General features: G+C 56.6%; 12 protein-coding genes. 3 read left to right on the top strand and 9 right to left on the bottom strand.

The window, feature by feature from the left end; genetic code table 11:
- The first annotated feature begins 159 nt into the window (after nucleotides 1-159).
- The 3 genes from DOLE_RS06710 to DOLE_RS06700 are packed head-to-tail and all read left to right on the top strand — an operon-like array spanning nucleotide 160 to nucleotide 2,436.
- Nucleotides 160-729, top strand: coding sequence for a hypothetical protein (locus DOLE_RS06710; RefSeq protein ID WP_012174733.1), 570 nt, complete (start codon nucleotides 160-162; stop codon nucleotides 727-729).
- 39 nt (nucleotides 730-768) lie between these two features.
- Nucleotides 769-1,200 carry a hypothetical protein gene (locus tag DOLE_RS06705; RefSeq protein WP_012174732.1) on the top strand — a complete coding sequence of 144 codons (432 nt, stop codon included), beginning with the start codon at nucleotides 769-771 and terminating at the stop codon, nucleotides 1,198-1,200.
- A 45-nt stretch (nucleotides 1,201-1,245) separates the two neighbouring features.
- Nucleotides 1,246-2,436, top strand: a complete 1,191-nt coding sequence (locus DOLE_RS06700; RefSeq protein WP_012174731.1) for a DUF362 domain-containing protein — start codon at nucleotides 1,246-1,248, stop codon at nucleotides 2,434-2,436.
- 73 nt (nucleotides 2,437-2,509) lie between these two features.
- Here the strand turns inward: DOLE_RS06700 and DOLE_RS06695 are convergent, their stop codons facing one another.
- From DOLE_RS06695 to DOLE_RS06655, 9 genes are all read right to left on the bottom strand, one after another.
- Nucleotides 2,510-2,788, bottom strand: coding sequence for a hypothetical protein (locus tag DOLE_RS06695; protein ID WP_012174730.1), 279 nt, complete (start codon nucleotides 2,786-2,788; stop codon nucleotides 2,510-2,512).
- Between the two features lie 93 nt (nucleotides 2,789-2,881).
- The gene (mtnA, locus tag DOLE_RS06690) at nucleotides 2,882-3,991 is read right to left on the bottom strand and encodes an S-methyl-5-thioribose-1-phosphate isomerase (RefSeq protein WP_012174729.1); all 1,110 of its coding nucleotides are present in this window, start codon (nucleotides 3,989-3,991) and stop codon (nucleotides 2,882-2,884) included.
- A 103-nt stretch (nucleotides 3,992-4,094) separates the two neighbouring features.
- Complete coding sequence (locus tag DOLE_RS06685) at nucleotides 4,095-5,909, bottom strand: acyl-CoA dehydrogenase (RefSeq protein ID WP_012174728.1); 1,815 nt, start codon at nucleotides 5,907-5,909, stop codon at nucleotides 4,095-4,097.
- Between the two features lie 484 nt (nucleotides 5,910-6,393).
- The gene (locus tag DOLE_RS06680; RefSeq protein WP_153304376.1) at nucleotides 6,394-6,747 is read right to left on the bottom strand and encodes a hypothetical protein; all 354 of its coding nucleotides are present in this window, start codon (nucleotides 6,745-6,747) and stop codon (nucleotides 6,394-6,396) included.
- 200 nt (nucleotides 6,748-6,947) lie between these two features.
- On the bottom strand, nucleotides 6,948-8,135 hold the full coding sequence (locus DOLE_RS06675) for an NAD-dependent epimerase/dehydratase family protein (RefSeq protein WP_012174726.1): 1,188 nt from the start codon (nucleotides 8,133-8,135) through the stop codon (nucleotides 6,948-6,950).
- 28 nt (nucleotides 8,136-8,163) lie between these two features.
- The gene (locus DOLE_RS06670) at nucleotides 8,164-9,231 is read right to left on the bottom strand and encodes an SDR family NAD(P)-dependent oxidoreductase (protein ID WP_012174725.1); all 1,068 of its coding nucleotides are present in this window, start codon (nucleotides 9,229-9,231) and stop codon (nucleotides 8,164-8,166) included.
- A complete protein-coding gene (locus DOLE_RS06665; protein ID WP_012174724.1) occupies nucleotides 9,228-10,232 on the bottom strand; it encodes an MraY family glycosyltransferase in 1,005 nt (334 codons plus the stop codon). The genes DOLE_RS06670 and DOLE_RS06665 overlap by 4 nt, the downstream gene beginning before the upstream one ends.
- Nucleotides 10,233-10,254: 22 nt before the next feature.
- Complete coding sequence (locus tag DOLE_RS06660) at nucleotides 10,255-11,379, bottom strand: acyltransferase family protein (protein WP_012174723.1); 1,125 nt, start codon at nucleotides 11,377-11,379, stop codon at nucleotides 10,255-10,257.
- A 33-nt stretch (nucleotides 11,380-11,412) separates the two neighbouring features.
- Nucleotides 11,413-12,399 (bottom strand): NAD-dependent epimerase/dehydratase family protein, encoded by a 987-nt coding sequence (locus tag DOLE_RS06655; RefSeq protein WP_012174722.1) that lies wholly within the window; start codon nucleotides 12,397-12,399, stop codon nucleotides 11,413-11,415.
- Nucleotides 12,400-12,689: the final 290 nt, after the last annotated feature.

The following is a 12,689-nucleotide window of genomic DNA, read 5'->3' as shown; positions in this document are numbered from 1 at the left end:
TAATCGCTGCTTGCCGGAAAATCAAGCATTGGGAAAATGATGTTGTGGAAAAGATCAGCACCGGCAGCGACCCGGTAAAGAAACATCAACATGATTCCTTGATTTATTAACGTTTTTAGTGTTTTCTATCTCATGTCACAACAGAAAAAGGGAGGGAAAATGAAAAAACCGGATACCACAGAAAAAGCCCCTGCATGTGCGGGCTGCCCGCCCGACCCGCCCTGGCCGAAATATGTCGCCTTTATCACATTCCTGCCCTGGCCGGTGATTGTGGGCATGGCCCTTTATATCCTGTGGCATACCAGCCGGGTCATGCTGGACGTCTGGCTGACGGCCTTCTTCCTGTTTTTTGTTCCCCTGCGCTACCTGATCTGCGCGCCCTGCCCTTACTACGGGAAAAACTGCTCCACCATCATGGGCCGGCTGGTGCCCCTGATGTTTGCGCAGCGGCCGGGCACGCCCCTGGCCATCGGCCTCTGGCTGGACATTGTCTCCTTTGCGGTCCTCTCGATCATTCCCCTGCCCTATGCCTGGCGGCTGGGCGGGGCACCCCTGACAGGGCTGTGGCTGGCTGTGTTCGCAACCGCGCTTGTATCTCTGGGGGCACTCGGCTGCCGCTACTGCCCGTTTACCTACTGCCCCATCGGCAGAGCCTCCAGAGGACTGGCCGGACTCATGAGGCCGCAGCAACAGGTCACCCCTGAGGAAAAAAACAGCCGGAAACAATAGAACCGCTTTTCAAGAATATGCTTTTGGCCGGTGAAAAAAATGAATGTTCCTGAATCCCTGCTTGAGGTCCGCGAATATAATAATGAGGGCTACCGGCCCGTGGTCGATTATCAAAGCTGGCGGGTGGCCATATTAAACTACAGCGACGACCTGCTGCCGGAAAACCTTGCCTCCATGCAGCGCCACAACGAGACCGACGAGGTGTTTGTGCTGCTGGCCGGCCGCTGTATCCTGTTTATCGGCGAGGGTGAAGACACAGTGACAACAGTATTCGCGGAAGACATGGCGCCTTTAAAGGTTTACAACGTCAAAAAGGCGGTATGGCACACCCACACCCTGAGCAAAGACGCCAGATTGCTGGTCGTGGAAAACCGGGATACCACTTTTGACAACTCCCCCTTCTGCCCGCTGAACAGCGACCAGCGCCAGACAATTGTCGACATGACACGGACGTTGTGGGGTGCCCAATAAACAACTGCAGGACCGGAAACCGTATATCAAAACAGGAGGTTAATAATGGAATACAAGACCACCGTTGCCATTGTCCGGACCGCCGATTATGAAGGTCTTGATGCGGCGGTCGCCGAGGCCCTCTCCCTGATCGGGGCAGACCGTTACATCGCGCCCGACGACACTGTTCTGTTCAAACCCAACCTGCTGATGAGAATCCGCAACGCCTGCACGGAAGCCGACTTTCTTGCCGCCGTGGCCCGGTTTATCCGGCCGCTCAACGCCAACCTGAAGGCGGGCGACTCGCCGGGCCAGTTTCGGCACCGGGCCGCCAGCGTCATGCGTGGTGTGGGCATGGACGCCGTGCTGGAAGCAGAAAAAATCGCCTATGCCGAATTTGAGTCGGGCGGGGTGCTGGTAGAAAACCCTAAAGCCCGCCACATGAAGCGGTTTCACATCGCCAAACCCGTGGTGGAGGCGGACTGCATCGTCAACCTGTGCCGGCCCAAGTCCCACATTGAGGCCGCCTACACCGGGGCCGTGAAAAACTACTGGGGGATCATTCCCGGCGGGGAAAAGGCCCGGTGCCACCTGCACGGCAGAAACCCGGCCGAGTTCGGCCATGTGCTGGCCGACAACTACGAGGCTTTTCTGGCCCAGGGCAAAAAACGGATCGTGGTGATGGATGCCCGAAAACTCATGGAAGGCCCGGGCGGCCCGGCCAACGGGTTCATGCGGCCCGTGGGACTGGTGCTGGCCGGGTATGACGAGGCGGCCGTGGACATGGTGATGCTGGCCATCGGCCGCATTGACGGGGTTCGGGCCGTTCCCCACCTGGCCGCATGCCGCGAACGGGGACTGGGCGTCACAGACATGGATGAAATCGAGATCAAGGGGCTTTCCATTGAGACGGTACAACTGAAACGCAAGGCGGGCATCACCTCCACCACCACGGCCAGCCTGTTGAACAATTTTATCGCCCGGACCGTGATTTACAAGTACATGCGACGCATGCCGGTGCTGAAGAAAAAAGAAACCTGCGTGATGTGCGGGGACTGTTTTAACATCTGCCCCAACCGGGCCATTGTGTGGGAAAAACAGCAGACCCCGGTGTTTGAAAAGGAAAAATGCGTCAGCTGCCTGTGCTGCGTGGAGTGCTGCCCCCAGCAGGCACTGGAGGCAAGTCCTGCCGGCCTTTCCGGATTTTTTCTCAAATACCCGGAGATCACGCCGCCCCACCCCGAACAGACCACATGACGTCCACGCAAACCGGGCGGCCACGGATTCTCCGCGCCGCCCGGTAAAAAACAAAAACAGTTTTACAGGTCCGTTACTTGGAAATATCCATTTTCTTGGGTTCGCAGAGCAGCGGTGCGTTAATGGCGGTTTTGCCGCACTTTTCGCATGAATACCGGTCGTTGTTCACCCGGTTGTGGCAGCTCTGGGGCGGAGGCAGGTCCTTGGATCCGCACCAGTCCGCTTTTTTAAGCCGTCCAACGGGGTTGCAGATATTGTTCGCATCAAGGGCAACAGCGCCGCAGTTGCCGCAGCAAAACGCCACGGTCTCCTTTGGCAGGGGAACATGCTGGGTCTTGCTTGAATCCGCCATCTATACCATCTCCTTTTTGAATCGTTAAACAGGCAATAAATATCAAATCCCGGTGTTTATGCCCACCGTCTATAGCAAGATCAACACAGGGTGTCAACGCTTTTCCGGGAACAGGGCCAGCACCTGGTCCCTGCCGGCGCCGCACACGCCCCGCTCGGTTATAAAACCGGTGACCAGGCGGGCCGGGGTGACGTCAAAGGCGTAGTTGGCGGCCCGGCTGTTCTCCGGCACGATGCGCACCTTTTCCACCCGGCCGTCGGGGCACAGTCCTTCCACGCAGCGCACCTCGTCGGGGTTCCGTTCCTCTATTGGAATCTGGGCCAGGCCGTCGGTCATCTCCCAGTCAAAGGTGCTGGAGGGCAGGGCCACATAAAAGGGAATGTTGTTGTCCCGGGCCGCCAGGGCCTTGAGATAGGTGCCGACCTTGTTGGCCACGTCGCCGGTGTAAGTGGAGCGGTCGGTGCCCACGATCACCATGTCCACCATGCCGTGCTGCATCAGGTGGCCCCCGGCGTTGTCCGTGATCACGGTATGGGCAACGCCCCGCTGGCCCAGCTCCCAGGCGGTAAGCCGGGCCCCCTGGTTTAAGGGCCTTGTCTCGTCCACCCAGACGTGAATATCGATTCGCTTTTCAAAGGCTTTATAGATGGGGGCCGTGGCCGTGCCATGCTCCACGCAGGCCAGCCACCCGGCATTGCAGTGGGTCAGGACGTTTACGGTTTTACCGCCTTTTTGACGGCTGATGGTCTCGATCAGGCCAACCCCGTGCACGCCGATTCTCCGGCAGTTGTCCACCTCTTCTTCGGCAATGGCCGACGCCTCTGCCAGGGCCGCGGCCAGGCAGTCGGCCGGCAGGGTTTTGGAAAATACGGCGGCGCACACACGGTCCACGCCCCAGGCGAGATTTACCGCCGTGGGCCGGGCCTCTTTGATCCGCAGGCACTCTTTTCTGACCTGCGCCTCAAAATCACCGCGCTCCAGGGCGTTCTGAACGGCAATAAAGACACCAAAGGCCCCGGTCACGCCGATCAGGGGCGCGCCCCGGACCATCATCTCACCAATCGCCTCAATTACCTGGTCCACCGTGGTCAGGTCCACGATCACCAGGTTATGGGGCAACATTCTCTGGTCAATGATCTGCACCCGCTTTTTATCGTCCGCCAGCCATATGGGCCGGGTGGGGGCCGGGTCTGTTGCTGTCATTTACAGGTTCCTTCCATGACCATGGATATCATAGGGTTTTTCGAAAAAAGCGGCGTCCGGCAAAAACCGGACGCCGCATGGTTATACAACACAACAACCGGTTTTATAAACCGCCAAACCCTTCATCCGGAATATCAAGGGCCGCGGTGCAGGTGGCCTGAATCGCATCAAAGGCCCCCATGGTCTCGTACAGCGCGGTGTGGATGAAAAAGTCAGCGGTCTTGACCTGGCCCTGGTAGAAGGCCGCGTCGCTCTTCTTGGCGTCCTCGATCTTCGGGGCCGCCACAGCGGCCCGCCACAGCAGCATCCAGGCCATGATCACGTCCCCCATGGCATGAAGGAACGGCAGGGAGTGGGCAAAGGCCTCCCTGAGCTTGCCTTCCATGGCAGTGACGCCCAGGTGCATGGCCACTTCGGCCATGCGGTTGGCGACCTTTTCCATCTGCTGGGCCATCGCGCTGGTGGCATCAATCTGTTTGGCCGCCTCAACGGTTTTCTTGATTTCGTCCATGAAGCTGCCGAACACCTTGCCGCCGCCCATGGGCAGCTTGCGGCCCAGCAGGTCCATGGCCTGAACGCCGCTGCACCCCTCGTAGATGGTAGTGATCTTGCAGTCCCGGGTGTACTGCTCCACCAGGTACTCCTTGATGTAGCCGGAGCCGCCCAGCACCTGCATGGCCTGGACACACACCTCGTGGCCCCGGAAGGACAGGTACTCCTTGATCAGGGGGGTGAGCAGTTCGAACAGGCCGGAGTTGCGGCGCCGCTCGGTTTCATCCTCCACGATCTCGGCTTTTGTCCCCGCAACACCGGTATAGTAGAAGAAGCTGCGCATGCCGTCCACGATGGACTTCATCCACAAAAGGTTTCTGCGCACATCCGGATGTTTAATAATCGGCACACCGGGGGCCGCCGGATTTTTGTAATCCATGATATCCCGGCTCTGAATCCGCTCCCTGGCGTAGTTCACCGCGATCAGATAAGCGGCCGACGCATAGGCAAAAGCCTGAAGACCGGTGGCCATGCGGGCCTCGTTCATCATCTCGAACATGATCTTCATGCCCTGCTTTTCCTCACCCAGCAGAAAGCCCACGCACTTGCCCTTGGAACCCAGGCTCATGCTGCACGTGGCGCTGGCATGAATGCCCATCTTTTCCTCGGTACCGGTGCAGACGATGTCGTTGCGCTCGCCCAGGGAACCGTCGTCATTGACCATGAACTTGGGCACGATGAAGATGGAGATGCCTTTGGTGCCGGGATCATGGCCCTCGATGCGGGCCAAAACCGGGTGAATGATGTTTTCCGTGAGGTTCTGCTCGCCGTTGGTGATGAAAATCTTGTTGCCGGTCAGCGAATAGGTGCCGTCCGGGTTCTTGACCGCCGATGTCTCAATGGCGCCCACGTCGGTGCCGGCCTGGGGCTCGGTGAGCAGCATGGTGCCGCCCCATTTACCGGAGACCAGGTTGGGAATATATTTTTTCTTCTGCTCTTCGGTGCCGTGATGCTGAATCATGCCGGCGGTGCTGCATCCCAGGCTGGCATAGGTGAACAGGGGCCAGTTGGCGGCCATGAAATATTCGGTGGCCGCGGCCGACACAAAGGGAGGGGCGCCCTGGCCGCCCATCTCCGGCGGCACCATCAGGTTCTGCCACTCACCCTCCAGGATCAGCTTGCGCAAAGGGACAAAGGATTCCGGCACCGTGACCGTGCCGCTGTCAAACTTCACACCGATCTCATCGCTTTCGGCAAGAGACGGCAGAATCTCCTTGATGGCCAGGGAGCGTGCCTCGTTGATGATCAGGTCGCAGGTCTTCCGGTTGAACTCCGCATACCCGCCCTCCTTGATGAACTTCTCGCCGTCGAGCTGTTCCCAGATGACAAAATCGATGTCCCGCCTGTCTGCCAGTTGCTGTGCCATAGTTGCATAACCTCTCTTATTAATTATGGTTACAAAAATTACGCCCCGCAGGACCTGCCCGCCGTGCGCATTCTAATGAACAAATGTTCAGTGAAATGGTAATATTAGGGCATGCGTTTCGGGGATGTCAAGAATTTAATCCCGGGGCTGCCCTTCTTTGTTAAAATTATGGTGTACAGGATTCAAGGAGACTCGCCCGAAGGGTGAAATTTTTCGACATAAAATTGACATAAAACGCCTCAAATCGTTTATGACAGCTTGTATTTTCAAAAACGCCTGAAATCAATTTCAACACACTGTATCTTATATTAAAATTAGCCAATGTCGAAAAATTCATGAAATATCCGGGTTCAGTGGTGTCCAAAATAGCTCGCAAAAGGACTTTTAAGCTTTATAACCATCTGAATTTACAAATTACGGGAATAGGACTGAAAACCATGTTGCCTCTGGAGAAACAAATTTTTTTATACACCCCATCGGGGCATTAATGGCAGGCCCCGCCCATTGCAGCGCAGCCGAGCGCAAACGCTTTTTTCGGGGAAAAGCGGGCAGGCTGTTTGAGCACCGCGAAGCGGGCGAGTTCCTGCCCGCGCCGAAAAAAGCGTTTGCGCGAGGGCAGCCACGCCTGTGGCGTGGCGAGCCAGAGGCCAAGCTGCGGGGCGCGGTTCTTTTGGTACTTTTCTTGCCGCCAAGAAAAGTACACGGATAAGCAGGATAAGAAAAATAATCTTTGAGAGCACCGCCGTAAATACAATTCGATTTCGATACCGATACCGATAGCGATTTCGATAAACAACCGGAAGACTGTCCTGCCATGATTAAAAACGTTTTTGGACAATAATGATCCGGGTTAGTGTCCATCCATTTAACATGGATGGACACCCTGTGGTGTTTCCAAGCCAGTCCCGCCATGGCGGAATTCCGCAAGATCAAGGGAAACAAGGGCTGATGCGGAGGCGTACTGTTGTACGCCGCACAAGGAAGCCCGCGGTTTGACGCAGAGATTGCGGAAAAGGGCCATTTATGGATGGGAACTGGTTACCACTTGATGCCTCTGAAGATAACCTCAGGCCGAATGTTATCCCGATACGTTTCAACGGCATGAAAAAAAGAGGCCAGCACCTCATCGGTCAGGTAATGGGGTTTTACACCGATGTCCACCAGGCCCTGGTAGGCGGGATTATAGTAGTGTTCTTCGGCCTCTTTGCGGGGGTTTTCAAGGTTCTGAACTTTTACGTCATAACCCAGTTGCCGGCCCACGTTGCACACCCTGTCAGCCAGTTCGTTGACGGAAAAGGTCTCCATGATCTGGTTGAAAATCCGCAGTTCACCGCTTTTGGCCGGGGTCTTTTCAGACATGGCCACGCACTGCAGGGTGTCGTTGATGTTCAGGTAGCCCCTTGTCTGGCCCCCTTTACCGTATACCGTCAGGGGGTAGCCCACCACCGCCTGGGTGACAAAGCGGTTGAGCAGGGTGCCGAATATCTCGTCATAATTAAAAATGGTGCGCAGCCGCTGGTCCCCTTCGGCCTCCGTGGTTTCAAACCCGTAGACCGGGCCCTGCATCAGGTCGGTGATCCGCAGGTTCCACATGCGCACGGCAAACCACATCAGGTCGGTGTCCATGATCTTGGTGGTATGGTAGAGGGAGCTGGCCTGCCGGGGAAACAGAAACCGGTCCTTCCGGCCCTTGTGCTCGATATCAAGCCACCCTTCCTCGATATCAATATTCGGGGTGCCGTATTCGCCCATGGTGCCGATGTGGATCACGTGGGTCTGCCGGGAAAAGTCCCGCAGGGAAAACATCAGGTTGTTGGTAACCAGCAGGTTGTTGGCAATGGTGATGTTTGCATACCGGTAATTGATAAGTGAATAAGGGGCCGACGGCTGCTCGGCGTAATGGAGAACGGTGTCGGGGATTCCGGAAAACTTTTTGTCCACGGCCCAGGCATATTCGGCCCGGCCGTCAAACAGGCCCCGCATGACCTCGGGGTCGGCCAGATCCCCGATCACCACCTTGATCTGACGGCCGGTCTTTTCATGCCAGATGGCGGCCCGCTGGACCAGGGTGGGAACCGGATAGAGCATGCCAACATCCAGCTCTATGCAGGCATTTCTGCGAAAATAGTTGTCCACAACGGTGACATCAGCACCCTGGGCGGAAAAATGCATGGCCGTGGGCCACCCCAGGTAGCCGTCACCGCCGAGAATAAGAATGTGAGACATGGTCCCCTCCTTTTTCGGATCCAGCGCTTTAAAACCGTTTTGCCGGTTGAAACGGTTCGGCCGCTTCGCCTTCGATGAGGTTGTTCTCATACAGAAAAGCCCTAAGCTCGGCCTGGGTCAACGGTGTCTCGTTGGCGGAGTGGTAAGGCCGGTCCACCCTGTCGCTGATCATATCCGCATAGGTGTAATCAATTTCCCGGTAAAGAGAAAGGAACGCAGGCCGCACCACAAAATAGCGGGCCAGCTCCAGACTCCGGCGGGTCTCCTCGTCGGTCATCAACTCTTCGTAGAGTTTTTCGCCGGCCTTGGTGCCGATCACCTCTGTCGTGACCGCTGCCGGATCATGTCCGTACCGGGGGGCCAGATCGTCAATCATCACCCGGGCCAGGTCTTCAATGCGGATCACCGGCATCTTGGTGACAAACACCTCCCCGCCCCTGGCGATATCCGCGGAATCAATGACCAGTTGCACGGCCTGGCGAATGCTCATGATAAACCGGGTCATGTCCGGATCGGTGAGGGTCACGGGCCCGCCTTTTCGAATCTGTTCGCGAAAGATGGGAATCACCGAACCCCGGGAGCCCAGCACATTGCCGAACCGGGTGGCGGCAAACACGGTTTTGCCGGACCGCAGGTTGCTGTTGGCCGCTGTCATGAGCCGCTCGCCCATCAGCTTGGAGGTGCCCATCACGTTGGTGGGGTTGACCGCCTTGTCGGAGCTGGTGAACACCACCGTTCGGACCCTGTTTTCAACAGCGGCCCACACCACGTTCTGAACCCCGTGAATATTGGTCTGCACCGCCTCAAAGGGCGATACCTCGCACAGCTCCACGTGTTTAAACGCCGCTGTGTGAAACACGATGTCGATGCCGGAGAAAAGCCGCTTCAGCCGGGCCTCGTCCCGAACATCGGCCAGAAAGAACCGGGCCGGCCGGCCGGCAAACCGCTGCTGGGCAAAAAAAAGCTCACTTTCGTTGTTGTCAATGCCAACCAGTTCGCCAACGCCGTAGACCTCCAGCAGCTGGCGGACCAGCTCGCTGCCCACAGTACCGCAACACCCGGTAACCAGCACACGTCTGTCTGAGAATGCGTTCATGACCGTTCCCGTGAAATTAGATTTGCTTGGTTTTTGATACGCCTGTCCACCCCGCCCCATATTACCGAAAAGACCCCGACAGCCGCCGCCGCATACAACAGGCCGGCCCCGGCAAGCATCCAGATGCAGAGGCCCACAGCCAGTTGGACCATACCATATCCCGCGGAGACCTTCCAGTGGGCCACGCCCAGTTCGTTGGCCAGCACCTGGTATAAATGCCGGCGATGGGCATGGGTGATTTTCTCGCCGGCCTTCACCCGTTCGACCAGGGTAAACAGCTCGTCGGCATAAAACGGAAACAGGAAACCGGCACAGGCCACAAACTCGGCCGGTGATGCGGAAAAGGCCACCACCAGGGCCGCAAATACAAACCCCAGCAGAACGCTGCCCACGTCCCCCATGAAAACCTGAGCGCCGGGAATGTTAAAGGGCAGAAACCCGGCACAGGCAAAGACCATTCCCAGGCTGGCACACCATAACGCATCCGGTTTTCCGGCCATGTAGCCATAAGCCGCCAGCAGACCGAACCCCACCATGCCGGTGATGGCGGCAATGCCGTTGATCCCGTCCATGAAGTTGTAGTAGTTGGCCGTGCCCGCCACAAACACCGCGTAAAAAAGCGCCAGCCCGATGAACGCGCCGAAAGAAAGGGAATCGAACCCCGGAATGGCGCAGGCCGCCAGGAACAGACCGGCGGCAAGAAACTGGATCCCCAGCCGCCACTTTATACCCATCTCCCGCCGGTCGTTTAAAAAGCTGGCGCCAGACACCACCACGGCCGGTATCCAAAAGCCGGCAGGCACGCCAACCCCAAGGCTGCACAAAACAAACGCCGCCAGCAGACCGATACCGCCTCCTTTAGGGGTGGTTTGCGAATGGGAGCTTCTGTGGCCGGGCCGGTCCAGCAGGGCCAGGCGGTGGCCCCATCGCACCACCGCCCACGCTCCGGCAGCCCCCAGCAGCAGGGATGCCGCGTATGTCCAGAAGCTACCGATTGTCATCTAAATTCCCATCCTGGGCCTCTTATGAAATCCCTGGAACCGGGGTATCCATATGACGGCTGACGCCATCATCCAGAGCCGAAATAGTGGCGGCGACATAGTGACTGCTGTGGAGCAAGAACCGTTTTTCCACAAGATGCCACATGGCGATTGCGCCGACAGCCGTGGTTGCGGTCACGGTGGCCAGAAACAACCACGGAGAGCCATGGAACCAGCCGAAATAAAAAATCAATTGAATGATCGGAAAATGTATAATGTAAACACCGTAGGAAAAATCGCCATACTTCCCAAAATTACCCACATAAAAAAAGAGCCCGAAAAAAACAACCACCGTGGCAAGGGCCAACGGCTCAAGAAGCGGCAGGGCGTAAACCTTATCCACGACAAGAGCTGCGGCTGCCGCTGCGACAAAATATCTGGCCCGTTGCTCAAAAGCAGGAAGATAATAATACAAAAAACCACCTGCCACAAAATAGGAAAGCTGCCCCGGCAGTTGACGGCCCAGTTCGTTGTACATGGCTATGCCGGTGTGGTGGGCCATCCGGGCACACCCCAAGGCATAACCCACTGATGCACAATAAAGCAGCACAAGAATGGGAAAGTAACCGAACCGGCGGAACAGAAACACAAGGAAGGGAACCGCCATGTAAAACATCACTTCAATCTTGAGGGTCCACAACGCCCCGTTAACGGCCGTTACCCGGTTGGTGGCAAAAACACCTGGCAGTGTGTGCTCCAGAAAGTTCAAGAAGGTAAGATTGGCAAAAAGATACTTGACCCATGCAAGTGAAAAATAGTCTCCAATGCTTCTGGAACTGGCCGCTATCAGGCCGATGGCGCATAACAGGACTACCGTTCCGTAAGCGGGATAAATTCGCCTCACGCGTTTAACGGCATAGGAACGCATAGAGGCGGAACGTTCAAAACTCATAAAAATCAAAAACCCGCTGATCACGAAAAAGCCCTTTACCGCCACCTCCGATGACAGATACCGCGTAACGGTCATCAACTCCGGATATCCGGAAAGCTTATAAACGTGCACCAGGCAAACCGTTCCGGCGAACAGCAGACGAAGCAAATCAAAATTATTTTTTCTCAACCGATAACTGCTCTGTTGCAATGAATATGCCCTCCGATCAGTGGTCATCACCGGCCCGGATGCTTCATGAAATGTGACAGATTAACGCCCATAAAGATACCACTCAACCATTTTTTGGATCCCCTCATCCACGGAGATAGGCGGCGTCCATCCAAGCACCCGCCGAATTTTTTGGGAGTCCACCACCAGCGATCCCCACAACCGGTCATACAGCTTTGATTTTCCGGCCGCATGCAGCACGGTCCCCATAAGTGAGACCGGAACCGGAAAGAGCCGGGCCGGTTTCCGCATATAATGTGCAATCCGACTGACCAGATCGGCAGTGGATAAGTCCTCGCCGTCACTGACCAGAAAGGTCTGGCCAGCCGCTCCCGGATGGTGGAGGCAACAGATGATGGCATCCACCAGATTGTCCAGAGCGATAAAGCTGCGCCGATTCTCCGTGTTGGCCAGCGGCAGGGGCCACCCCTTATACACCCAGTCAAGCAGGTGAAGCAAATTGGCCTTGACGCCAGGACCGTAAACCAAGGGCGGTCGAATCACCACGACCTCCATATCTGACTGCGATGCCAGCCGCCTCAATCCGGTTTCAGCCATTTGCTTGGACCGGCTGTAATCATCATGGGGCGCTGCCGGGTCCTCTTCAGTAAACCCGGCCTGTGTCGTGATTCTGCCGTTGACGCCGAGGGTGCTTACAAAAACAAACCGTCTGACCCCGTTGTTCGCCGCCTGCTCGGCCAACGCCAGAGTGCCGTCGCAGTTGACCCTGGCATAGGCCGCAAAAGGATCGGCCGCAGTTTCCCTGAGAACATGGGCACGGGCCGCCAGATGTATCACCATATCGACACCGTCCAGAGCGGCCTGCCAGTCCGCCGACGCAAGATTTTCATAATGGAACCATTCATGCGATAGACCCTGAACAGGAGAAACCGTGGAGCAGGCCCGTGAGGCACATTTCACCACGGCCTTGTCCGCCAACGTCCGTACCAGGGCACTGCCGATAAAACCACTGGCACCCGTGACAAGCACCCCTGGCGTTTTTGTCCTGCATTGACCGGCATGTTCCATCGTTTATCTTCCCCGGCAGAAAATATCAGCCATTTAATCCAGCCCGCAAATCGTCTGAACACATCCAACCCGGGACTTGCACGGATTGATTTGATTCATAAAATATACGGGCTAACCCGGATGTTTCACGAGTTGATTTGGCCGCAGATGCAAGGCGCGGGACATGAAGCTGTAGTCAATCTACCGCGAATGTCCCGCAACACAGCAGCTGCGGTCAAGGCGACTCGCCCGAAGGGTGAAGTTTTTCGGCATAAATATGGCACAAAATGCCTCAAGCCGCTTATGACAGT

The sequence above is a fragment of the Desulfosudis oleivorans Hxd3 genome (genome assembly GCF_000018405.1).
GTDB lineage: Bacteria > Desulfobacterota > Desulfobacteria > Desulfobacterales > Desulfosudaceae > Desulfosudis > Desulfosudis oleivorans.
This window is presented reverse-complemented; position numbering and strand designations above follow the sequence as displayed.